Here is a 21,190-nt window from a genome sequence, read left to right as displayed (position 1 = left end):
GTGTCGTTGCGTCACCGCCCCCATACCGGCAATAAAACGACACTTGTCCGCACGGCAGCGGCGAGAATGGAAAAGGCGGGCCTGAACCTGTCAAAATTGGCGCATTTCAGGTTCACAACCGGCATGACAGAGTCGATTCGCGGCATAATTGACAGAATCACTCAAAGTGCGGGCGAGGTCGCGATGTATGCAATGGCACACGAAAACGACATCGCGTGAACGGCGCCGGATGTCGTTTTCCATCATGCTGCAACTGCGAGATAGCCGGCCAGAATGACAAAAGCGCCGCGGCTTTCGCCCGGCGCTTCAGTCAGTCATGGTGCGGTTGAAAGGACTCGAACCTTCACGGGAGTTACCCCACAGCGACCTCAACGCTGCGCGTCTACCAATTCCGCCACAACCGCATGCTCTGGCTTGGTGACGGGCTGTTTAGCGAAGCCTCTGCGCGAAGGAAAGGGGGATTTCACCGCCCGCCGGAAAAATTTTATCCGACGGGCGGGGAGCGATCAAACGGCCTATTGGCCGAGCATCAGACGGGGCAGCGCGGTCATCACCGAAACCGCCCGCGCGGCGACCGGCGTCGTCGCCGGGGGCGCAGCGGACGTGGCCTGCGGGGCCGCCGCGATCACCGTTTCCGCCGGAGCCGGTGCGGCCTCGACCACCACTTCGGGCGCGGAGGTTGCCGGCGCCAGAACCGGCAGCGGCGCGGCAGGCTGGGCCGGGCCATCGCTGCGGCCGTTCAGCATGAATACTGCCTTGCGCACCAGATCCCCCTGCCCTGCGGGCGTGCCGGGCAGGCCAGGCGCCCCCGCGGGTGTCAGCTCAAACCAGCCCATCGCCAGATCGGGCCGCCGCGTCGCGCCGATCCCGTCGGCGAGGTGATAGCCCGGCAGGGCGGCATAGCCGCTTTCTCCCAGCGCAGTCAGCACCAGTGCCGATCCCAGCGCCACATCGGCATCATCCAGTGCATAGCCGACACCCAGACAGATCTTCGACGTGCCAGAAAGCTGGGCGGGCGACATGCCCGATCCGGCGATGAACTGTGTTACACCAGCCAGAACCTCGGGCGCAGGTTTCAGCGATACCGCCGTCACCTGGTCCTTCAGCACGGGGCCAAAGGCCTTGCACTGATCCGCCACCTGCTGCGGTGTGACGCCCGGCACCGCACGCGACAGCGCCTCGCCCTGCTGGATCGCCGCCGCACGGCTGAGGCAGAACTGTTCTGACAATGCCTGTGCCGGATCGCTCATGTTGGCGACCGTCATATAACCGCCGTTGGCGTTGGTCTTCAGCGCGATCGTGTTGCAATGCGAACTGAGCGAAACCAGAGTGCCACCGAAGGACGGCAAGGCTGGCGCTGCCGGGGCAGGCGCGGGTTCGGCCACCAGCGCGGGCAGCGCCGGTGCGGGCGCCACCGGCTGCACCGGCTCGGCCGCCATCATCGCACCGGCAACGGCCATGCCCTGCCCCGTCATCTGGCCTGCCATCTGACCCGGCATCTGCGTTGGCAGACCCGCCATCTCGTCCCGTTGCAGCAGCAGCAGGCCCTTGATCCCCATGGGATGCGTGCCCATCACCTGCATGACCTGCGGACCGCCCGCGACGGCACGGTGATAGGCCGTCACCAGCAGCGTGCGTTCATAGTCGGTCAGCTGGCCGGTGGGCGGATAGCCCAGCGTCGCCTGATAGGACGAGATCGCCGACCGGCTCTTTGGCCCCAGCGAACCGTCCGGCGTACCGACCGGATAGCCGAAGTGATTGAGCGCGGTCTGCACCTCGCGGTTCTGTTCGCGCTGCGCAGCCGAGATGCCGGTGGATTTCGTTGATTTCGTGCTGGTCGACCGCCGGGTGGTCGTCGTCTGCTTGCGGCGCTGCTGGTCCTTGGCAATGGCATGACCGATGATGCCGCCAATCAGTGCACCGGCAATCGCATCGCCCGCATCGGCCCGAACCGGGCTGGCAGGCGACAATGCCATGGCTGCCGCCACGGCACAGGTGGTTGCAACTGTCCTGACTTTCATCGAAAGACTCCTGAAGAAAGGCGTAAGCTATCCTGTCAGCGTAACACGCCATCGTTACATTGCGAGAAAAAACCGCGTCTGAGGAGGATGCCCATGGTCGAATGGCGCCACATGCCGGGCCTCAGCCCCTATGCCGAGACACTGGCCGCGATGGAGGCCCGCGCGGCAGCCATCGCAGCGGGCGAGGCGGAGGAGGCGATCTGGCTTCTGGAACATCCGCCGCTTTACACCGCCGGAACTTCGGCCCGGCCCGAGGATCTGGTGGAGCCGGACCGCTTCCCGGTTCATGCGGTCGGGCGCGGCGGTCAGTATACCTACCACGGCCCCGGCCAGCGCATCGTCTATGTCATGCTGGGTGTGAAGAAGCGCGGCGGCGATGTGCGCTGCTTCGTGCGCCACTTGGAAAACTGGGTCATCGCCGCGCTGGCCGAATTCAACGTGAAAGGCGAAATCCGCCCCGGCCGCGTCGGCGTCTGGGTCGAACGGCCTGACCGGCCACGCAATGCCGATGGCTCGGTCGCCGAGGACAAGATCGCCGCGCTTGGCATCAAGATCCGCAAATGGGTCAGCTTCCACGGCATATCGATCAATGTGGAGCCGGACCTGAGCCACTTCGGCGGCATCGTGCCCTGCGGCATCCGCGACCATGGGGTGACCAGCCTCGTCGATCTGGGGCTGCCCGTTACTATGGCCGATCTGGATGCCGCGCTGATGGCCACCTTCGACGCCGCGCTGGAGGCGCCGTCCTGCCGGGCCTAGACATTTTGACAATTGTCAAAGCGCGACAAGCCGCCTCATGGTAAAGCCTCGTGGCACGGCACTATCCATCTGCCGAAGCCCTAGCCACCGGACGCGCCCGCCGCGCGCCGGGCCTGACGCCAGACAAGGACGATCACGATGAAACTGACACTCACCGCCGCCCTCGCCACCCTTGCGCTCGCCGCCCCGGCCTTTGCCGGAGACGCCGCCAAGGGCGAGGCCGATTTCAAGAAATGCAAGGCCTGCCACATGATCGTCGCCCCGGACGGGACCGAGATCCAGAAAGGCGGCAAGACCGGCCCGAACCTTTATGGCGTGGTCGGCCGCAAGGCAGGGTCGCTTGAGGGCTTCAACTACTCCAACGCCCTGGTCAAGCTGGGCGAGGCCGGTGAGGTCTGGACGGAAGAAGACATCGCGCATTACGTCGCCGATCCGAACAAATACGTCGATGAAAAGACCGGCGACAAGACGCTGAAGACCAAGATGACCTTCAAGCTGACCAAGGGCGGCGAGGACATGGCGGCCTATCTCGCCTCGGTCGCTCCGGCGCCCGAAGGTGCGTCGAACTGACGCACCATCTTGCGGAGTTTGCGCGGCTTTTCTTGATCTGCGTCAAAGTCTGCGATTGCCCGCAGGGCAGTGCCGCTCTAGTAATGGCTCATAATGCGGCCGGGATTCCCTTCCCGGCCGCTGGGACATAAGGGAGCAACGTATGGCAGACGCAGCCATTCATGGTCATGACCATGATACCCGCGGGTTCTTCACCCGCTGGTTCATGTCGACCAACCACAAGGACATCGGGATCCTCTATCTGTTCACCGCCGGCCTCGCCGGGCTGATCTCGGTGGGTTTCACCGTTTTCATGCGGCTTGAACTGATGGAGCCGGGCGTTCAGTACATGTGCCTCGAAGGCACCCGGCTTTTCGCGGATGCCACCCGCGAATGCACGCCGAACGGCCATCTCTGGAACGTGTCGATCACCGCGCACGGCATCCTGATGATGTTCTTCGTGGTCATTCCGGCGCTGTTCGGCGGCTTCGGCAACTATTTCATGCCGCTTCAGATCGGCGCGCCGGACATGGCGTTCCCGCGCATGAACAACCTGTCCTACTGGCTTTATGTCGCGGGCACTTCGCTCGCCGTGGCCTCGGTGTTCTCGCCGGGCGGCAATGACCAGCTGGGTTCGGGTATCGGCTGGGTGCTCTATCCGCCGCTCTCGACCTCGGAAGGCGGCTATTCGACCGACCTCGCCATTTTCGCCGTGCACCTCTCGGGCGCCTCGTCGATCCTCGGCGCGATCAACATCATCACCACCTTCCTGAACATGCGTGCCCCCGGCATGACCATGCACAAGGTGCCGCTGTTCGCCTGGTCGGTCTTCGTCACCGCCTGGCTGATCCTGCTGTCGCTGCCCGTGCTGGCTGGCGCCATCACCATGCTGCTGACCGACCGGAACTTCGGCACCACCTTCTTCCAGCCCTCGGGCGGCGGTGATCCGATCCTCTACCAGCACATCCTGTGGTTCTTCGGTCACCCGGAAGTGTATATCGTGATCGTGCCGGGCTTCGGCATCGCGTCGCAGGTCATCGCCACCTTCTCGCGCAAGCCGATCTTCGGCTATCTGCCGATGGTCTATGCGATGGTCGCCATCGGCGTGCTGGGCTTCGTCGTCTGGGCGCACCACATGTACACCGTCGGCATGTCGCTGACCCAGCAATCCTACTTCATGATGGCCACCATGGTGATCGCGGTGCCCACCGGCATCAAGATCTTCTCGTGGATCGCGACGATGTGGGGCGGCTCTATCGAGTTCAAGACGCCGATGCTGTTCGCGCTCGGTTTCCTGTTCCTGTTCACCATCGGCGGCGTGACCGGCATCGTTCTGAGCCAGGCCGGTGTGGACCGCGCCTATCACGACACCTATTACGTCGTGGCGCACTTCCACTACACCATGTCGCTGGGCGCTGCCTTCTGTATCTTCGCCGGGATCTACTTCTGGTTCGGCAAGATGTCGGGCCGCCAGTACCCGGAATGGGCGGGCAAGCTGCACTTCTTCATGTTCTTCATCGGTGCGAACCTGACCTTCTTCCCCCAGCACTTCCTCGGCCGTCAGGGGATGCCGCGCCGCTACATCGACTATCCCGTGGAATTCGCCTACTGGAACCACGTCTCGTCGATCGGCGCCTTCATCTCGTTCGCCTCGTTCCTGTTCTTCCTCGGCATCGTGTTCTACACGCTGTTCGCGGGTAAACGCGTGACCGAAAAGAACTACTGGAACGAATATGCCGACACGCTGGAATGGACGCTGCCCTCGCCGCCGCCGGAACACACCTTCGAGCAACTGCCGAAGCGTGAGGACTGGGACAAGGGCCACGCCCACTAAGCGCTGAAACCACAGAAGGCCCCGGCACCGCGCCGGGGCCTTTTGCATTCCGCCTCCCGCCCCTTCATCTGTTCGCAAATATCCCCGGGGGTGAATTGCCGCAGGCAAGAGGGGACGGTAAGCCTCCTGTCGACAACAGACATATCCCATGCCCTATGAATGGCTTCCCCCCTCGCCCGAAGGCGCACGGCTGCACCTCTGGCCCTATCGCTCGCTGCCGCGGCGCGGTTTCGTGTGGTTTGTCGGCGCCACCGCCGCGCTGATCGCCGTGCCGCTGATCGGGGTGCTGGGGTCGCCCGTGCTCTGGGCGCTGCTGCCCTTCCTGATCGCCGCCATCGCCGCGATCTGGTGGGCGCTGGACCGCTCATACCGTGATGCCGAGATCGTCGAGGATCTGCTTCTGACCCCGGCGCGGATGACGCTGACCCGCCACGGCCCGCGCGGCCGTCACCAGAGCTGGGAGGCGAACCCGCATTGGGTACGGGTGGAGCGTCACGAAACCGGCGGGCCGGTGCCGCAATACCTCACCTTCTCCGGTGGTCCGCGCCCGGTGGAGATCGGCGCCTTCCTGACCCCCGAAGAGCGGCTGACGCTGGAACATGAGCTGCGCCAGCATCTGCGCGCGCTGCGCTGAGACTGTCGCCTTTGTTCAATACGGCAGCGACCTGCATGCGCAATCTGGCCCGGTCGAAAGGAGCCAGACATGATTTTCCGCTATACGATCCTTTACGTTCAGGATGTGCCCGCCACCCTGGATTTCTATACCCGCGCCTTCGGGCTGGAGCGCGGCTTTCTGCATGACTCCGGCGATTATGGCGAGGTGCAGACCGGCAAGACGCGGCTTGCCTTCAGTTCGGTCGCGCTGATGCAGCGGCTGGGCAAACGCATCGCGACCGGGACGCCCGCCCTGCCCGCTTTCGAAATTGCCTTTGAAACCGCCGACGTCGCCGCCGCGCTGGAGAGGGCCGTCGCGGCCGGTGCCGAACAGGTGCAAGGGGTCGAGCGGATGGAGTGGGGCCAGACCACGGCCTATGTCCGCACCCCGGATGGCACGCTGGTCGAGCTTTGCACAAAAGTCGGCTGACCGCCTAAAGACCCGGCGCCAGCAGCGCCGCCATGGCCTCGGGATCGGCCAGAAGCCGGGCGGGCGGCGCGCCATGGAAGTGGCGCGCCTCGCGGGTGAAATGCGCCTGATCGGCATAGCCGGCACCGGCGGCGGCCATGGCCAGGGGCACGCCCTCGGCGGCTTCAGCCATCGCCCGGCGCAGGCGCGCCAGCCGAAGCCAGAACAGCGGCGGCTGGCCGGTTTCCGCACGGCTCAGTCGTTGCAGGCTGCGCAGGCTTTGCCCCAGTCTGCGGGCCAGCGCCCCGGCCCCGTCCGGTGGTTCCGCCAGCGCAGCAAGCATTTCGGTCAGGGCAGGATTGACGGTGCAGATCGCACTGATCGCCGCCACCTCGTCCGGTTTCTCGGGGTCCAGCGCCGACCAGAGCGTCGCGGGCACACGAATTCCCGGCGCCAGACGAAAGCCCCGCATCGCTGTGCCGGTCAGTCCTCGCACCACCCGGACCCGAAGGTCCAGCGAGGAAACTTTCCAGACCGGCGCCTGTCCGGGCATATGTTGCCAGATCACATCCTGACAGCCATCTGGGAAGATCCGCACCGGGCCGGGACGCAACCGCGCTACCTGCCAGGTCTCAAGGACACCCCCCGTCATGCGCGGTCCTTCAGGCCAGCTTGTCCTTCACCATCGGGCCGACTGCACCAAAATCCATCTGGCCGGTGTATTTGCCCTTCAGCACCGCCATGACCTTACCCATGTCGCGGATGCTGGTGGCGCCCGCCTCGGCAATGGCGGCCTCGATGGCGGCGGCAACTTCCGCTTCGGTCAGCTGCTTCGGCAGGAATTCGGAAATCACCGAGATTTCGGCCAGTTCCTTCTCGGCCAGTTCCAGCCGCCCGCCCTCTTCATAGGCGCGCGCGCTTTCCTGACGCTGTTTCACCATGCGGCCCAGAATGGCCAGAATGGCAGCATCGTCGACCACGGCACCGTCGCTTTCGCCCCGCACCGCGATCTCGCGATCCTTGATTGCGGCGTTGATCAGCCGCAGCGTGGAGAGCCGGTCGGCCTCCTTCGCCTTCATGGCATCTTTCAGCGTGGCTTGAAGCCGGTCACGCAAGCTCATGAAACACCCATCCCCAGGTTGCCCGAAGTCGGCAGTCTAACCGTTCACGCTCTGTAACACAACCAGCCGAAAAATGTGTAAGATACTGATTTTTATGAAATAATAATTTCACGCTTCGTAAGGATCATCGGCCTTGACCCCGCCGCCTGTCGCCCTTAGGTTCCCCCCGTTTATCCGGAGAGTCGCCATGCCCCAGACGCAAGTCCCCACCGCCTGCCTCGCGCTTGCAGACGGAACGATCTTCTACGGCAAGGGTTTCGGCACCCCCGGCGAAACGGTGGCCGAACTGGTGTTCAACACCGCAATGACCGGCTATCAGGAAATCATGACGGATCCCTCCTACGCCGGGCAGATCGTCACTTTTACCTTCCCGCATATCGGCAATACCGGCGTCACCGTCGAGGATGACGAAACGGCCGAGCCGGTGGCAGCGGGCATGGTGGTGAAATGGGATCCGACAGAGCCGTCGAACTGGCGCGCGACTTCGGATCTTCAAGCCTGGATGGCCGCGAAGGGCCGTATCGGCATCGGCGGGATCGACACCCGCCGCCTGACCCGCGCGATCCGGCAACAGGGTGCGCCGCATGTGGCACTGGCCTTTGATCCCGAAGGCAAATTTGACCTTGAGGCGCTGGTCGCCAAGGCCCGCGCCTGGCAAGGGCTGGTGGGCCTCGATCTGGCGAAAGACGTGACCTGCGCACAAAGCTATCGCTGGGACGAAATGCGTTGGGCCTGGCCCGAGGGTTACAGCCGCCGCGAAGGTCCGGGCCTGCGTGTCGTCGCCGTGGATTACGGCGCCAAGAGGAACATCCTGCGCTGCCTCGCCTCGGCGGGTTGCGAAGTGACCGTGCTGCCCGCCACCGCGACCGCGGAAGAGGTGCTGGCACATGACCCGGAAGGCGTGTTCCTGTCGAACGGACCGGGCGACCCGGCTGCGACCGGCGTCTATGCCGTTCCGATGATTCAGGAAGTGCTGAAGCGCGACCTGCCGGTCTTCGGCATCTGCCTCGGCCATCAGATGCTGGCGCTGGCACTTGGCGCGCAGACCGTGAAAATGGGCCATGGCCATCACGGCGCCAACCATCCGGTGAAGGAAGTTGGCACCGGCAAGGTGGAAATCACCTCGATGAACCACGGCTTCACCGTGGATGCGCAGACCCTGCCCGCCGGTGTGGTGGAAACCCATGTCTCGCTGTTTGACGGCACCAATTGCGGTATCGCCGTTGAAGGCAAGCCGGTGTTCTCGGTCCAGCATCACCCCGAGGCCAGCCCCGGCCCGCAGGACAGCTTCTATCTGTTCGACCGCTTCGCCGAGGCGATGCGTGCCCGTCGCGCCGGCTGAGCCAGACCTCCGGCCGTTAACCCCGCGTTAACGGCTTTCCGCCGATCCTGCCGCCGGATGGCACGGGATCGGCATGACGGCACACAGACCCGAGTTGCGGCAGGACCGGACCGCGCCCGTTGCGGGCGGCGGCGGGCTTGGTGTTGCCCTGCTGCGCGAGGGTCTGGTTCCGCCGCATGAGATCGTCACAGCGCTTGCCGATGTTCAGGCCACGCAACACGACCTCGCCGATGCTCTGCGGGGCGGCGGGCCGCAGCGTCCCGCGGTTTACGACAGCATGGCACGGCACTGGCGCGTCGATATCGCCAACCTGTCGCGCCAGCCGCCCGATCCGCGCCTGATCGACCGGCTGGGCATTGCCGCCTGCCTGCGGGACCGGCTGGTGCCCTGGCGACAAAGCGGGGCGCTGACCATCATTGCCGTGTCTCACCCCGATGTCTTTCATCGCCAGCAATTCTCGCTGGAGGCGGTCTTCGGGCGGGTAGGCATGGCCATCGCCCCGCCTGAGGAGATCGAGGCTGCCCTGATCGCCGTGCGCGGGCCGCAGATGGATCGTGCCGCCCGGTTCAAGGTTGCGGCAGAGGAAAGCTGCCGTGACTGGGGCGGGCACCGCCATGCCAGTGTCGCCCGCACTGCGCTGGTTCTGGCAATCATCTGGCTGACGCTCGCGCCGGTCAGCCTCGCGGCGGCTCTCGCCTTCTGGGCAGTGCTGACGCTGCTGTTCGCGACGCTGATGAAGGCCGCCGCCATCCTTGCCGCGCTGCGCAAACCGCCGCCGGAGCCACCCCTGCCGCATATCGCCCGTCAGCCCGTCATCTCGATCATGGTGGCACTTTACCGCGAGGCCGATATCGCCCCGCGTCTGGTGCGGCGGCTGGGCCATCTGGATTATCCGCGGGACTGTCTTGAAATCCTGCTGGTGGTCGAAGAGGAGGACAGCCTGACCCGCGCCGCGCTGGCCAGCGCCCGCCTGCCCGACTGGATGCGCGTTGTCGTGGTGCCGGATGGACCGCTGAAAACCAAACCACGCGCGCTGAACCACGCGCTGAGGGCCTGCCGGGGCACCATTATCGGCGTCTATGACGCAGAAGACGCGCCGGAGCCTGACCAGCTGCGCCGCGTGGTCGAGCGTTTCCATCGCCGCGGCCCCGAGGTCGCCTGTCTGCAAGGGGTGCTGGATTTCTACAACCCGCAGACCAACTGGCTCAGCCGCTGTTTCACCATGGAATATGCCACATGGTTCCGCATCATCCTGCCGGGGCTGGAGCGGCTGCGGCTGGCCATCCCGCTGGGCGGCACAACCCTGTTCTTCCGCCGCGATGCGCTGGAGCGGCTGGGCGGCTGGGATGCCTATAATGTGACCGAGGACGCCGATCTGGGCATCCGCCTCGCCCGCCACGGCTTTCGCACCGAGCTGTTGCCGACCACCACCTTTGAGGAGGCGAACTGCCGCGCCCTGCCCTGGATCAGACAGCGCTCGCGCTGGCTGAAGGGCTACATGATGACCTATGCGGTGCATATGCGGTCACCCCGCCTGCTGCTGCGGCAGTTGGGCTGGTGGAAATTCGCGGGCTTTCAGGTGTTCTTCCTGACCACATTGTCGCAATTCCTGCTGGCGCCGGTGATGTGGTCGTTCTGGCTTGTGCCGCTGGGTGTGCCGCACCCGCTGGTCACCGCCATGCCCGGCTGGCTTTATGCGCTGACCGCCGGGATTTTCATGTTTACCGAGGTCATGCTGCTGGTCGTCACCCTGGTTTCACTGCGACTGACCCCGAACCGGATCAACCCACTCTGGGCGCCGGTGCTGCATTTCTATTTCCCGCTCGGGGCGCTGGCCTCCTACAAGGCAGCGTGGGAGCTGGTGACGCGCCCGTTCTGGTGGGACAAGACGCATCACGGTCTGTTCGACCCGCTGAACGACGGCTGAAATCAGCGCAGCCGCAACTCGCCCGCATCAACCCGCAGCCGGGTTTCGAATGCCTTGGAAATATGTGCCTTCAGCGCCGCATAGGCGGCATCGCCGTCCCGCGCGGCAATCGCCTGCACGATTTCGTCATGTTCGCAGATCGCCACCTCGTCGCGCCCTTCGGCCGCGAAAGAGGTATTGGCCATCAGCGCCATCGAGCGATGCACGAGATCGAGCTGCTGCACAAGAAAACGGTTGTGCGACGCAAGATGAATCTGCTTGTGGAACCGCTTGTTCGCCCGGCTCAGCGCACGGGGATCCCCCCCCAGCAGCGCACGGTCTTCCTCGACCATCGAGCGCAGCACGCGGATTTCCTCATCCGTGGCATGGCGGGCGGCGAGCCGCGCGGCCAGCCCCTCCAGTTCCGTCCGCACGGTATAAAGCTCAGCCAGCTGGTTGTGATCCAGCGTCGCCACAATCAGGCTGCGGCCATCGCGGGTCAGCATCGACTGGGTCTCCAGACGCTGCAAGGCCTCGCGCACCGGGGTGCGGGATACGCCCAACCGCTCGGCCAGTTCGGATTCGACCAGCCGCGAGCCGGGCTTGTAATCCCCCGCCTCGATCGCTTCGAGGATCAGCGTATAGGCGTCTTTCTGCAAGGGGCACTCCTTTCGCATCCGGCGACACTAAGCCGGGCGTGGCGCCGGGTGCAAGCGACATTGCCGCAGCGGCCCGGTTGCGCTAGCTGTGGCACATGGTAGCCCAATCCTTCTCGCATGTCCGTCACTGGGTCTTCGACCTCGACAATACGCTTTACCCGCCCGAGGCGCGGCTGTTCGACCAGATCGAGCGCCGGATGACCGCCTGGGTGATGCAGGAGTTGAAGGTGGACCAGCCGGAGGCCGACCGGCTGCGCCGCCACTACTGGCAGCTTTACGGGACCACCCTTGCCGGGCTGATGGCAGAACACGGCATCGACCCGCATGGCTACATGCACGAGGTCCATGACATAGACTTCACGGTGCTGACGCCGGACGCCGGTCTGGCCGCACGCATCCGTGACCTGCCGGGGCGGCGGATCGTCTATACCAATGGCAGCGCGCCTTACGCAGAAAAAGTCCTGGCCGCGCGGGGGCTTGCCGGGGTGTTCGACGCGATCTACGGGGTGGAGCATGCCGGTTTTCGCCCGAAGCCGGAGCGCGCGGCCTTCGAGACGGTCTTTGGCCGCGACGGGATCGTGCCGGAAACCGGCGCCATGTTCGAGGATGATCCGCGCAACCTTGCCGCCCCGCATGACATGGGGATGCGCACAGTGCATGTGGCCCCCGCCCCTGCCCCAGCGCCGCATATCCACCACCATACCGACGATCTGAGTGGTTTTCTCGCCCGGCTGCTGCCCTGACGACCTGCGACAGCCTGTCGCGCGTCAAGTTGTATTCTGGAAACACCTTTGAGCGGCGGCGATAAACCGGCCACGCAAACAGGAGAGTTCCATGACCGCGCTTCCCGCCACCGGCCTTGGCCGTCTGCCGCTGATCGGCTTCATCGCCCGCGATATTGCCCGTGACATCAACGTCATTTTCTACATGCTGACCATTGTGGTGACGATGATCACGCTGGCGGTGATGACATGGGGCGTCGTCGCCCTCGCCATGGTGGCGCTGGCCATGGTGCCGGTGATGTTCTGCATTCTCATCGCCATCACGCGGGGCTGACGCTTCGTCGCGTGGACGGCCCCTGCCTTCTGGTCTATCTGACAGGGGAACGGAGGGCTGGCCATGCGTGAGACGACCGACATCCTGATTTCCGGCGGCGGCGTGGCGGGGCTGGCGGCAGCCTGTGCCTTCGGCAGCGCGGGTTTTTCGGTGATCTGCGTGGAGCCGAACCCGCCGGTGACCGAGGCGGAGGCCGAAGGCTCGGACCTGCGCACCACCGCCTTCCTGCATCCGTCAATTCCGGTGCTGGAGGCGGCGGGGCTGTGGCAGCGGCTGGAACCCCATGCCGCTGCGCTTCAGATCATGCGGATCGTCGATGCGGGTGGCGAAAAACCCGAGCCGCGCGTCATCAAGGATTTCGACGCCACCGACCTGTCGGACAAGCCCTTTGGCTGGAACTTGCCAAACTGGCTTTTGCGGCGCGAGATGCTGGCACGGATCGGGGAGTTGCCTAATGTGCGCTTCCTGCCCGGCGTCGGCACCGCCAGCGTGCTGACCCGCGAAACCGAGGCGCTTGTCGGCCTCAGCGACGGGCGGCGCATCGCGGCGCGGTTGCTGATCGGCGCCGACGGGCGCAACAGCACGGTACGGCAGGCGCTGGACATCCCGGTGAAAACCCTGCGCTACGGCCAGAAGGCGCTGGCCTTCGCCGTCAGCCACCCGATACCGCATGGCAATATCTCGACCGAGATCCACCGCTCCGGCGGGCCCTTCACCTTCGTGCCCCTGCCTGACCGCGACGGGCTGCCGCGATCTGCCGTGGTCTGGATGGACCACTCGGCCGAAATCGACCGCCGCATGGCGCTGTCCGTGGCCGGTTTCGAGGCCGAGATAATGGAGCGCTCCTGCGGGCTGCTGGGGCCGCTGACGCTGGTAAGCCGCCTGACAAGCTGGCCGATCATCGCTCAGATCGCCGCCCGCATGTCGGGCGAGCGCGTGGCGCTGATGGCCGAGGCTGCGCATGTGATGCCACCCATCGGGGCGCAGGGCCTGAACATGAGCCTCGCCGACCTGACCGCGCTGCTGGATCTGGCGCAGGCTGATCCCGCGCATCTGGGTAATGCCGCGATGCTGGACGCCTATCACCGCAAGCGGCATCTGGATGTGGAAGCACGGGTGCGCGGCATCGACCTGTTGAACCGCGCCTCGCAGATCGGGGCGCAGCCGCTGCGTGATCTGCGCGCGGCAACACTGGACGCGCTCTATTCCGTGGCGCCTGTCCGGCGCGGGCTGATGCGGGCGGGGATCGGGGTGCGGTGAGACACGGCTGAACCGGGGTCTGCCCCCGGTTCGCCACCCTATTTTCGGCGGAGTGAATGCTCTGCCCGTCAAAGCACCTTGTCGAGCACGACTTTCAGGCGGGCCACGGTGCCATCCACATCCTTCAGCTTGTCGAGACCGAACAGACCGAGGCGGAAGGTGCGGAACTCCGGCCCTTCGCCCACCTGCAAGGGCACGCCCGCCGCGATCTGCATGCCTTCGGCGAGGAACTTCTTGCCATTCTGAATGTCGGGATCGTCGGTATAGCTGACCACCACGCCCGGCGCACCAAAGCCTTCAGCCGCCACCGATTGAACGCCCTTTTCCGCCAGCAGCGCGCGAACGGCGCGGCCCAGTTGCCATTGTGCGGCCTTTGCCGCCTCGAACCCCAGCGCGCGGGTTTCGGCCATGGCATCCCGGAAGCCGATCAGCGCGTCGGTCGGCATGGTGGCGTGGTAGGCATGGCCGCCCCCCTCATAGGCCGCCATGATCGCGCGCCATTTCTTCAGGTCCAGCGCGAAGCTGCTGGAAGTTGTCGCCTCCAGCCGTTCCACCGCGCGCGGCGACAGCATCACAAGGCCGGCCGAGGGAGAGGCCGACCAGCCCTTTTGCGGCGCCGAGATCAGCACATCGACGCCCGTGGCCGCCATATCGACCCAGATCGTGCCCGAGGCGATGCAGTCGAGCACCATCAGCGCGCCGACCTCATGCGCGGCCTCCGCCATCGCGCGGATATAATCGTCGGGCAGGATCAGTCCCGCCGCGGTTTCCACATGCGGGGCAAAGACCACATCGGGGCGGGTGTCGCGGATCTTCGCCACCACCTCGTCAATCGGCGGCGGTGCAAAGGGGGCGCGGGCGCCATTGCCGGATTGCCGCGCCATGACGACCGTCGTGTCCGCGGCAAAGCCACCTGCTTCGAAAATCTGGCTCCAGCGGTAGGAGAACCAGCCGTTGCGCACGATCAGCGCATGGGCGCCGCTGGCGAACTGGCGCGCGACCGCCTCCATCGCATAGGTGCCGCCCCCGGGCACCAGCGCCACGGCGGCGGCGCCATAGACCTCGCGCAGGAGGCCGGAGATATCGCGCATCGCCTGTTGAAAACGGTGCGACATATGGTTCAGCGAGCGATCGGTGAAGACCACCGAAAATTCCTGCAAGCCTTCCGGGTCCACTTCGGGGCGCAATCCGGGCATGACGATCTCCTCTCATTCTTCCGGGGAACCCTAGCGCGAGACGGCACGGCTACGCCCGCGAAATCCGACATGAATTCCGCCGGATTGCGCGAAAGCATTTGTTTCGGTTTGCGAAAGCCGCCCTCAGCCCAGCGGGCCGGGGCGCGGTTCTTCGGACAGGACCACATTCGCCTCGACCTGCCCCACCCCGGGCAGGGTCATGATCCGCCGCCGCAGCACGCGTTCGAAATCCGAAATGTCGCGGGCGACAACGCGCAGGCGGTAGTCGAACAGGCCAAGGACATGCTGCACCACCTGCACCTCGGGAATGGCGGTCACGGCGCGTTCGAAGTCCTCAAGACTGACGCGGCCCTTGGTGGCCAGCTTCACACCCAGAAACACCGTCACCCCGAAGCCAAGCGCCGCGCGATCCACCAGCACGCGCTGGCCCTTCAACACACCGGCATCAGTCAGCCGCTTCACCCGGCGCCAGGCGGCAGGCTGGCTCAGGCCATGACGGCGGCCAAGTTCGCCTGCGGACAGCGTGCCGTCACGGGCAAGGTCGCGCAGCAGCGCACGGTCGGTGTCGTCCAGGTCGATCACAGCGGCAGCCCCGCGCTGTCCTTGATGGTGGCCACCAGCATCAGCGCCTCGATGTCATTGATATGCGGCAGGGTCAGGATGCGTTCGCGGTAGATCTGCTGATAATGCTGCAGATCGCGCGCGATCACGTTCAGACGCACGTCGACGCGGCCCAGAAAGGTTTCGAAACCAATGACCTCGGGCACCTCGCGTGCCGCTTGCAGGAATTCATCGAAAGCGCGGGGGTGGATCTTGTCGAGCGTGAAGCGCAGCGAGACTTCCACCTCATACCCCAGCGCATGCCAGTCGATCACCGCCTGCCGGGCCTGAATGACCCCGCTGTCGGCCAGCCGCTCCAGCCGGCGCCAGCAGGTCGCGGTGGTCAGGCCCGCACGCTCTGCCAGCGTGGCGGTCGGCAGGCCCGGCTCGGCCAGCAGATGCCGCAAAAGCCGCCTGTCGCTGTCATCAAGCATGATGCTCACATGAATCCTCTATTTCGCGAATGAGATTTTCGCAGAAACCCTGTTCCGGGTCAAACCGGCGCCAGCCACCTTTCTGCCACAGTGCCGGATAAACCGCTGCCCCACCGCCGAATTCCGGCAACATCATGCAGCCGTGCGGGTAAGCTTGGCCAAAGCAGTGCGCCCTGCAACGACAGGGTACGAGAAGAACAGGCCCCATCGGATGACCGAACGCACCATCTATGTCTTCGCCAAAAGCGGGGTCTCGATCACCCGTATCAACGGCGCCGCCACCAACCAGAATGACATCATCGGCAATGCGCTGAACGGAGATGCCTTCAGCTGGGAAGTGCCTTATGATCTTGCGCTGACCTTCTCGGGGCCGACCACCGCCATTCATTTCGATGACAGCGACGGCTATCTGACGGATGATCCATTCTCCGGCGCCACCGTGATCGACCAACGACTGACGCAATCGTTGAACATCAACGGCACCACCTACAATCCGTCGAATGAAACGATCCGCTGGAAATACCCGCCGCCGGTGGGCGTGGAAAACGAATATGAGGTCACGCTTTACGATGCGGCGGGGCACAGCTACCGCATGGTGGGCGTGTCGATCACCCAGGGCTATACGACCCAGGTTGTCGGCGTCATGTTCGAGGGGGATCAGCCCCCCGCAGGCACCAAGCTTTATTACCTGCAGCGGATCTCCAGCTATTCGGGCTATGGCCAGTCCACGCCGATCATCGACCCGGTCACCTGTTTCCTCGCCGGAACCCGGATCGAAACCGGGGATGGTCCGCGCCCGATCGAAAGCCTGCGCGCGGGCGATATGGTGCGGACCCTGCATCACGGCATGCAGCCGCTGCGCTGGATCGGGCACAGCACCGTGCGCGGCATCGGGCTGAATGCGCCGGTGCAGATTGCCGCCGGGATCATGGGCAATACCGAGGCCCTGAGCGTTTCGCCCAATCACCGCATCCTGCTGCGCTGCGCCGAGGCCGAGCTGTTCTTTGGCAGCACCGAGGTACTGGTGCCCGCAAAATTCCTGATCGATGGCCAGAGCGTGCGCAGCATGCCCGCAAGGCAGGTCGATTACCTGCATATGCTGCTGGACCGGCACGAAACCGTGTTTTCCAACAACGTGGCAACCGAAAGCCTGTTTGCCGGTCAGGTGGCTCTGGATTCGCTCGATACCGCCGCGGTGGACGAGTTGCGTGACCTGATGCCCGGTCTGGATCTGCGGCACCACCGGCTCAGCCACCGCAGCCTGAACCGGGGAGAGGCAGCATTGCTGCTGTCGCATCTGCGGGCCGGTGGCACGGGGATGCGGCTGCCCGGGATCATGCTCTCAGCCCCCCCCGCCCGCACGCGCAAAGCGGCATGACGAATTGAAATCCGACTGATAGCTCATCTGGCGCATGATTTTTGCGGCAGACCGGATCAATCAGAAAATTTTGCACAGAACCGCGCAGGAATTTCCCTATTCTGCCCATCATCAAGGCAAGGAAAGGACCGCCTCATGCGCGTGTATTACGACCGCGATTGCGACATCAACCTGATCAAGGACAAGAAAGTGGCCATCCTGGGCTATGGCTCGCAAGGCCACGCCCATGCGCTGAACCTGCGCGACTCGGGTGCCAAGAACGTGGTCGTCGCGCTGCGCGCCGGTTCGGCCTCGGCCAAGAAAGCCGAAGGCGAAGGCCTGAAGGTCATGGAAATCGCGGAAGCCGCCGCCTGGTGTGACGTGATCATGTTCACCATGCCCGATGAGCTGCAAGCCGAAACCTACAAGAAATACGTCCGTGACAACCTCAAGCCCGGCTCGGCCATCGCCTTCGCCCACGGCCTGAACGTGCATTTCGGCCTGATCGAGGCGCCGGAAGGCGTGGACGTCATCATGATGGCGCCGAAAGGCCCGGGCCACACTGTGCGCGGTGAATACGTCAAAGGCGGCGGCGTGCCCTGCCTCGTGGCCGTCCATCAGGACGCGACCGGCAAAGCGCTGGAAATCGGCCTGAGCTACTGCTCGGCCATCGGTGGCGGCCGCTCGGGCATCATCGAGACCAACTTCCGCGAAGAATGCGAAACCGACCTGTTCGGCGAACAGGCCGTGCTGTGCGGCGGTCTGGTCGAACTGATCCGCATGGGCTTTGAAACCCTGGTCGAAGCCGGTTACGCCCCGGAAATGGCCTATTTCGAGTGCCTGCACGAAGTAAAGCTGATCGTGGACCTGATCTACGAAGGCGGCATCGCCAACATGAACTACTCGATCTCGAACACCGCCGAATATGGCGAATATGTCTCGGGCCCGCGCATCCTGCCCTACGAGCAGACCAAGAAAGCCATGAAGGAAGTCCTGACCGACATCCAGACCGGCAAGTTCGTGCGCGATTTCATGCAGGAAAACGCCGTGGGTCAGCCGTTCTTCAAGGGCACCCGCCGCCTGAACGACGAGCACCAGATCGAGCAGGTCGGCGCCAAGCTGCGCGCGATGATGCCCTGGATCTCCAAAGGCAAGATGGTCGACCGTTCGCGCAACTGAGCCGCGACCATTCGCATCAGAGGGGGCGCCTTGCGGGGCGCCCCTTTTTCGTTCAGGGTCAAGGCGTTGAAAGAGGTGCCCCATGCCCGATCTGCCACCTGACAAGATTGACGCCATTCTGGCGGAACGCGCGCGGTTCTTCACCGCCGGCTGGTTCCGCGAATTGCTGGCGGGGCGGATGACGCCGGGCGAAACCTTTTGGGCGGGCACCTATGGGCCTCTGCTGTTTCTGGTGCCGGGGCTGGTGATGCTGGCCATGCTGCTGGCGATCTTCGCCCCGGCGGCCAGCATGCCGGTGATGGCGCTGAGTTCGATCCTGTTCGGAATCTACCTGCTGGCCGTGCTGAGGGCGCTGGTCCGCAGCACGGCACGCGCGACGGGGCCAAAGACCTGGCCCCGCGTCGGGATCATTGTCACGCTGCTGAATGCGGTGGCCAGTATCGGCACAGGCGTGGTGCTGCTTGTGGCCTAGACCGCCGCCTCCACCGCCGCGACGATGCCCTCGACCTCGGCACGCAGCAGCGCCTCGTCCTCGCATTCGGCCATGACGCGGATCAGCGGTTCGGTGCCCGACTTGCGGATCAGCACGCGGCCCCGGCCGGTCAGCCGCGCTTCGGCCTCGGCGATGCGGGCCTTGACGGTTGCGTCGGAAAGCGGTTGTTTTCCAGCCTCATAGCGCACGTTCTTCAGAAGCTGCGGCACGGTTTCGAATGTGTGCAGCAGGTCCGAGGCCGGACGCTCGGTACGGGCCATCTCGGCCAGGAATTGCAGTCCGGCCACCAGCCCGTCACCAGTGGTGGCGTAATCGGTCATCACGATATGGCCAGATTGCTCGCCGCCCAGGTTGAAGCCACCGCGGCGCATCGCCTCGACCACATAGCGGTCACCCACGGCAGTGCGCTCCAGCCGCAGCCCGCGCCCTTGCAGAAAACGTTCCAGCCCGAGGTTCGACATCACCGTTGCGACCAGCGTGCCGCCGCGCAGCCGTCCTTCCTCGGCCCAGCGGGCAGCGAGAAGCGCCATGATCTGATCGCCGTCCGCCGTACGGCCGTTCTGATCGAGGATCATCACCCGGTCGGCATCGCCATCCAGCGCGATACCGACATGGGCGCCATGCGCCACCACGGCCTCGGCAGCGGTCTGGGTATGGGTCGAGCCGCACCTTTCGTTGATATTGGTGCCGTTCGGGGACACGCCGATCGGGATGACCTCGGCCCCCAGCTCCCACAGCACCTCCGGCGCGGCCTTGTAGGCGGCCCCATTCGCGCAGTCGATCACCACTTTCAGCCCGTCCAGCCGCAGGCCCGCCGGGAAGGTCGTTTTGACAAATTCCTGATAGCGCCCGCGCCCGTCTTCGATCCGCCGGGCGCGGCCGATGTTCTGCGGCTGGGCGGGCGCAATTTCGCCCTCAAGGATCGCCTCGATCTCGGCCTCCGCCTCGTCGGACAGCTTGAATCCGTCGGGACCGAAAAACTTGATCCCGTTATCATGGTGCGGATTGTGGCTGGCCGAAATCATCACGCCCAGATCGGCGCGCATGCTGCGGGTCAGGAACCCGACCGCCGGTGTCGGCACCGGCCCCAGCAGCAACACATTCATGCCGGTCGAGGTCAGCCCGGCCGTCAGCGCGTTTTCCAGCATGTAGCCGGAAAGCCGGGTATCCTTGCCAATCACCACGCGATGCGCCGAACCGCCGTCACGGCGGAAAAACCGCCCGGCGGCTGCGCCAAGGCGCAGCGCCATCTCGGCAGTCATCGGATAGGTATTGGCGCGGCCCCGAACCCCGTCGGTGCCGAAAAGCTTGCGGCTCATGCCACATCTCCTGTCGTGACGGAGCGCCACAGGGTCAGGGCCTGCCGCGTCTCCCATACATCATGGACACGCAGAACCTGCGCGCCCTGCGCCACCCCGGCCAGCGCCACGGCAACCGAGCCGGGCGCCCGGCGCGCGGCTTCAGCCTCGCCGCCCAGCGTGCCGATGAACTTCTTGCGGCTGACCCCCAGCAAAATCGGACAGCCAAGGCCGTGAAACAGGCTCAGCCCCCGAATCAGCGTCAGGTTATGATCCAGCGTCTTGCCAAAGCCGATACCGGGATCGACCATGATCCGCGCGCGGGGAATGCCCGCAGCTTCCGCCTCGGCCACCTTGGCGGCGAGGAAGTCATAGACATCCAGCAGCACGTCATCATAGCACGGGTCCAGTTGCATGGTCTGCGGCGTGCCCTGCGCATGCATGAGGCAAACCGGCGCACCGGCATCAGCCGTCACCTGCTTCAGCGCCGGGTCATAAGTGAAGGCGGAAACATCGTTGACGAAGCTCGCCCCCGCCGCCAGCGCCGCCGAAGCCACGGCACGCTTGCGCGTGTCGATGGAAATGGCCGCCTCGATCCCGCCGGCGCGCAGGGCGGCGATCACCGGGGCAGTGCGCGCGGTTTCCTCCGCCACCGGCACCTCGACCGCACCGGGCCGCGTGCTTTCGCCCCCGATGTCGATGATATCGGCCCCCGCCCCGGCCATCATCTGCCCCTGGCTCAGGGCCGCTTCCGGCGCAAGGAACTGGCCGCCGTCGGAAAAGCTGTCGGGCGTGACGTTCAGGATACCCATGAGGCGCGGGCGGTCCATCGAAAGCCCGGCGAAATCGGCGCGCGGCGCCGTCAGTCGCGCGCGTGCCTCTTCCGGCAGGTCCGCAGCGGCGATGAGATGTGACGGGCGGTCGCGCTCCCGCACTTCGACGCGGTCAAACCACAGCCAGCCACCGGCCAGCGTCAGGGCGCCGTCGGGACGGCAGGGATCGGAGGAGGTGACAGGTCTGTAATATCGCATGCCTTCGGATAGGCCCTTGCCGCGATACAGGC

Annotated in this window: 22 protein-coding genes and 1 tRNA gene; 13 read left to right on the top strand and 10 right to left on the bottom strand. The window is 65.0% G+C overall.

The window, feature by feature from the left end; genetic code table 11:
- Nucleotides 1-317: 317 nt before the first annotated feature.
- Together IE126_RS05845 and IE126_RS05840 are read right to left on the bottom strand one after the other, a co-directional pair.
- Nucleotides 318-404, bottom strand: a tRNA-Leu gene (locus IE126_RS05845).
- Nucleotides 405-515: 111 nt separating this feature from the next.
- Nucleotides 516-2,021 (bottom strand): peptidoglycan-binding domain-containing protein, encoded by a 1,506-nt coding sequence (locus IE126_RS05840; protein WP_189380444.1) that lies wholly within the window; start codon nt 2,019-2,021, stop codon nt 516-518.
- An 87-nt stretch (nt 2,022-2,108) separates the two neighbouring features.
- On the opposite strand from IE126_RS05840, the gene lipB reads away from it, so the two are divergent.
- The 5 genes from lipB (at nt 2,109) to IE126_RS05815 (ending at nt 6,247) form a co-directional block, all read left to right on the top strand.
- Nucleotides 2,109-2,780 carry a lipoyl(octanoyl) transferase LipB gene (gene lipB, locus IE126_RS05835; protein ID WP_189380443.1) on the top strand — a complete coding sequence of 224 codons (672 nt, stop codon included), beginning with the start codon at nt 2,109-2,111 and terminating at the stop codon, nt 2,778-2,780.
- Between the two features lie 138 nt (nt 2,781-2,918).
- On the top strand, nt 2,919-3,350 hold the full coding sequence (locus IE126_RS05830) for a c-type cytochrome (protein WP_054301175.1): 432 nt from the start codon (nt 2,919-2,921) through the stop codon (nt 3,348-3,350).
- Between the two features lie 142 nt (nt 3,351-3,492).
- Complete coding sequence (locus IE126_RS05825; protein WP_054301176.1) at nt 3,493-5,163, top strand: cytochrome c oxidase subunit I; 1,671 nt, start codon at nt 3,493-3,495, stop codon at nt 5,161-5,163.
- A 148-nt stretch (nt 5,164-5,311) separates the two neighbouring features.
- The gene (locus IE126_RS05820) at nt 5,312-5,797 is read left to right on the top strand and encodes a DUF2244 domain-containing protein (RefSeq protein ID WP_108127166.1); all 486 of its coding nucleotides are present in this window, start codon (nt 5,312-5,314) and stop codon (nt 5,795-5,797) included.
- A gap of 69 nt (nt 5,798-5,866) precedes the next feature.
- The gene (locus tag IE126_RS05815) at nt 5,867-6,247 is read left to right on the top strand and encodes a VOC family protein (RefSeq protein WP_189380442.1); all 381 of its coding nucleotides are present in this window, start codon (nt 5,867-5,869) and stop codon (nt 6,245-6,247) included.
- Nucleotides 6,248-6,251: 4 nt separating this feature from the next.
- Here IE126_RS05815 and IE126_RS05810 read toward each other — a convergent pair whose 3' ends face one another.
- Nucleotides 6,252-6,878, bottom strand: coding sequence for a helix-turn-helix domain-containing protein (locus IE126_RS05810; RefSeq protein ID WP_189380441.1), 627 nt, complete (start codon nt 6,876-6,878; stop codon nt 6,252-6,254).
- 10 nt (nt 6,879-6,888) lie between these two features.
- Complete coding sequence (locus IE126_RS05805) at nt 6,889-7,347, bottom strand: GatB/YqeY domain-containing protein (protein ID WP_054301180.1); 459 nt, start codon at nt 7,345-7,347, stop codon at nt 6,889-6,891.
- Nucleotides 7,348-7,534: 187 nt separating this feature from the next.
- Here IE126_RS05805 and carA point away from each other — a divergent pair, with 187 nt between their 5' ends.
- Nucleotides 7,535-8,689 (top strand): glutamine-hydrolyzing carbamoyl-phosphate synthase small subunit, encoded by a 1,155-nt coding sequence (gene carA, locus IE126_RS05800; protein WP_108127172.1) that lies wholly within the window; start codon nt 7,535-7,537, stop codon nt 8,687-8,689.
- 73 nt (nt 8,690-8,762) lie between these two features.
- Nucleotides 8,763-10,616, top strand: coding sequence for a glycosyltransferase (locus IE126_RS05795; RefSeq protein ID WP_189380440.1), 1,854 nt, complete (start codon nt 8,763-8,765; stop codon nt 10,614-10,616).
- Between the two features lie 2 nt (nt 10,617-10,618).
- On the opposite strand, the gene IE126_RS05790 is transcribed toward IE126_RS05795, so the two are convergent.
- Nucleotides 10,619-11,254 (bottom strand): GntR family transcriptional regulator, encoded by a 636-nt coding sequence (locus tag IE126_RS05790; RefSeq protein WP_054301182.1) that lies wholly within the window; start codon nt 11,252-11,254, stop codon nt 10,619-10,621.
- Between the two features lie 95 nt (nt 11,255-11,349).
- On the opposite strand from IE126_RS05790, the gene IE126_RS05785 reads away from it, so the two are divergent.
- The 3 genes from IE126_RS05785 (at nt 11,350) to IE126_RS05775 (ending at nt 13,570) form a co-directional block, all read left to right on the top strand.
- On the top strand, nt 11,350-11,997 hold the full coding sequence (locus IE126_RS05785) for a pyrimidine 5'-nucleotidase (RefSeq protein WP_189380439.1): 648 nt from the start codon (nt 11,350-11,352) through the stop codon (nt 11,995-11,997).
- A 91-nt stretch (nt 11,998-12,088) separates the two neighbouring features.
- Nucleotides 12,089-12,310 (top strand): hypothetical protein, encoded by a 222-nt coding sequence (locus IE126_RS05780; protein WP_054301184.1) that lies wholly within the window; start codon nt 12,089-12,091, stop codon nt 12,308-12,310.
- 63 nt (nt 12,311-12,373) lie between these two features.
- Nucleotides 12,374-13,570: a UbiH/UbiF family hydroxylase gene (locus tag IE126_RS05775; RefSeq protein WP_189380438.1), complete on the top strand. Its 1,197-nt coding sequence runs from the start codon at nt 12,374-12,376 to the stop codon at nt 13,568-13,570.
- Nucleotides 13,571-13,638: 68 nt separating this feature from the next.
- On the opposite strand, the gene IE126_RS05770 is transcribed toward IE126_RS05775, so the two are convergent.
- The 3 genes from IE126_RS05770 to IE126_RS05760 all read right to left on the bottom strand — a co-directional run bounded on the left by IE126_RS05770 (nt 13,639) and on the right by IE126_RS05760 (nt 15,800).
- On the bottom strand, nt 13,639-14,766 hold the full coding sequence (locus tag IE126_RS05770) for an aminotransferase class V-fold PLP-dependent enzyme (protein ID WP_189380437.1): 1,128 nt from the start codon (nt 14,764-14,766) through the stop codon (nt 13,639-13,641).
- Nucleotides 14,767-14,889: 123 nt separating this feature from the next.
- A complete protein-coding gene (locus IE126_RS05765; RefSeq protein WP_054301187.1) occupies nt 14,890-15,348 on the bottom strand; it encodes an Lrp/AsnC family transcriptional regulator in 459 nt (152 codons plus the stop codon).
- Nucleotides 15,345-15,800 (bottom strand): Lrp/AsnC family transcriptional regulator, encoded by a 456-nt coding sequence (locus IE126_RS05760; protein ID WP_189380625.1) that lies wholly within the window; start codon nt 15,798-15,800, stop codon nt 15,345-15,347. The genes IE126_RS05765 and IE126_RS05760 overlap by 4 nt, the downstream gene beginning before the upstream one ends.
- Nucleotides 15,801-16,011: 211 nt before the next feature.
- Between IE126_RS05760 and IE126_RS05755 the strand changes: the two genes are divergently transcribed.
- The 3 genes from IE126_RS05755 to IE126_RS05745 all read left to right on the top strand — a co-directional run bounded on the left by IE126_RS05755 (nt 16,012) and on the right by IE126_RS05745 (nt 18,808).
- Nucleotides 16,012-17,178: a Hint domain-containing protein gene (locus IE126_RS05755; RefSeq protein WP_189380436.1), complete on the top strand. Its 1,167-nt coding sequence runs from the start codon at nt 16,012-16,014 to the stop codon at nt 17,176-17,178.
- Nucleotides 17,179-17,313: 135 nt separating this feature from the next.
- Nucleotides 17,314-18,336 carry a ketol-acid reductoisomerase gene (gene ilvC, locus IE126_RS05750; protein ID WP_119133107.1) on the top strand — a complete coding sequence of 341 codons (1,023 nt, stop codon included), beginning with the start codon at nt 17,314-17,316 and terminating at the stop codon, nt 18,334-18,336.
- An 82-nt stretch (nt 18,337-18,418) separates the two neighbouring features.
- Complete coding sequence (locus IE126_RS05745) at nt 18,419-18,808, top strand: hypothetical protein (RefSeq protein ID WP_189380435.1); 390 nt, start codon at nt 18,419-18,421, stop codon at nt 18,806-18,808.
- Here the strand turns inward: IE126_RS05745 and glmM are convergent.
- Both glmM and folP read right to left on the bottom strand, forming a co-directional pair.
- The gene (gene glmM / locus IE126_RS05740) at nt 18,805-20,148 is read right to left on the bottom strand and encodes a phosphoglucosamine mutase (RefSeq protein ID WP_189380434.1); all 1,344 of its coding nucleotides are present in this window, start codon (nt 20,146-20,148) and stop codon (nt 18,805-18,807) included. The genes IE126_RS05745 and glmM overlap by 4 nt on opposite strands.
- Complete coding sequence (folP, locus tag IE126_RS05735) at nt 20,145-21,158, bottom strand: dihydropteroate synthase (RefSeq protein WP_189380433.1); 1,014 nt, start codon at nt 21,156-21,158, stop codon at nt 20,145-20,147. Before folP ends, glmM begins: the two co-directional genes overlap by 4 nt.
- Nucleotides 21,159-21,190 lie beyond the last annotated feature (32 nt).

The sequence above is a fragment of the Gemmobacter nanjingensis genome (genome assembly GCF_014652195.1).
Classification (GTDB): Bacteria; Pseudomonadota; Alphaproteobacteria; order Rhodobacterales; family Rhodobacteraceae; genus Gemmobacter; species Gemmobacter caeni.
The sequence above is the reverse complement of the archived record's forward strand: the minus strand, read 5'-3'. Positions and strand labels throughout refer to the sequence as shown.

Bases quoted from the DNA above. Each gene is read 5' to 3' on its own strand.
- IE126_RS05840 (WP_189380444.1), bottom strand. From the start codon at position 2,021: ATGAAAGTCAGGACAGTTGCAACCACCTGTGCCGTGGCGGCAGCCATG.
- lipB (WP_189380443.1), top strand. From the start codon at position 2,109: ATGCCCATGGTCGAATGGCGCCACATGCCGGGCCTCAGCCCCTATGCC.
- IE126_RS05830 (WP_054301175.1), top strand. From the start codon at position 2,919: ATGAAACTGACACTCACCGCCGCCCTCGCCACCCTTGCGCTCGCCGCC.
- IE126_RS05825 (WP_054301176.1), top strand. From the start codon at position 3,493: ATGGCAGACGCAGCCATTCATGGTCATGACCATGATACCCGCGGGTTC.
- IE126_RS05820 (WP_108127166.1), top strand. From the start codon at position 5,312: ATGCCCTATGAATGGCTTCCCCCCTCGCCCGAAGGCGCACGGCTGCAC.
- IE126_RS05815 (WP_189380442.1), top strand. From the start codon at position 5,867: ATGATTTTCCGCTATACGATCCTTTACGTTCAGGATGTGCCCGCCACC.
- IE126_RS05810 (WP_189380441.1), bottom strand. From the start codon at position 6,878: ATGACGGGGGGTGTCCTTGAGACCTGGCAGGTAGCGCGGTTGCGTCCC.
- IE126_RS05805 (WP_054301180.1), bottom strand. From the start codon at position 7,347: ATGAGCTTGCGTGACCGGCTTCAAGCCACGCTGAAAGATGCCATGAAG.
- carA (WP_108127172.1), top strand. From the start codon at position 7,535: ATGCCCCAGACGCAAGTCCCCACCGCCTGCCTCGCGCTTGCAGACGGA.
- IE126_RS05795 (WP_189380440.1), top strand. From the start codon at position 8,763: ATGACGGCACACAGACCCGAGTTGCGGCAGGACCGGACCGCGCCCGTT.
- IE126_RS05785 (WP_189380439.1), top strand. From the start codon at position 11,350: ATGGTAGCCCAATCCTTCTCGCATGTCCGTCACTGGGTCTTCGACCTC.
- IE126_RS05780 (WP_054301184.1), top strand. From the start codon at position 12,089: ATGACCGCGCTTCCCGCCACCGGCCTTGGCCGTCTGCCGCTGATCGGC.
- IE126_RS05775 (WP_189380438.1), top strand. From the start codon at position 12,374: ATGCGTGAGACGACCGACATCCTGATTTCCGGCGGCGGCGTGGCGGGG.
- IE126_RS05770 (WP_189380437.1), bottom strand. From the start codon at position 14,766: ATGCCCGGATTGCGCCCCGAAGTGGACCCGGAAGGCTTGCAGGAATTT.
- IE126_RS05760 (WP_189380625.1), bottom strand. From the start codon at position 15,800: ATGCTTGATGACAGCGACAGGCGGCTTTTGCGGCATCTGCTGGCCGAG.
- IE126_RS05755 (WP_189380436.1), top strand. From the start codon at position 16,012: ATGACCGAACGCACCATCTATGTCTTCGCCAAAAGCGGGGTCTCGATC.
- ilvC (WP_119133107.1), top strand. From the start codon at position 17,314: ATGCGCGTGTATTACGACCGCGATTGCGACATCAACCTGATCAAGGAC.
- IE126_RS05745 (WP_189380435.1), top strand. From the start codon at position 18,419: ATGCCCGATCTGCCACCTGACAAGATTGACGCCATTCTGGCGGAACGC.
- glmM (WP_189380434.1), bottom strand. From the start codon at position 20,148: ATGAGCCGCAAGCTTTTCGGCACCGACGGGGTTCGGGGCCGCGCCAAT.
- folP (WP_189380433.1), bottom strand. From the start codon at position 21,158: ATGCGATATTACAGACCTGTCACCTCCTCCGATCCCTGCCGTCCCGAC.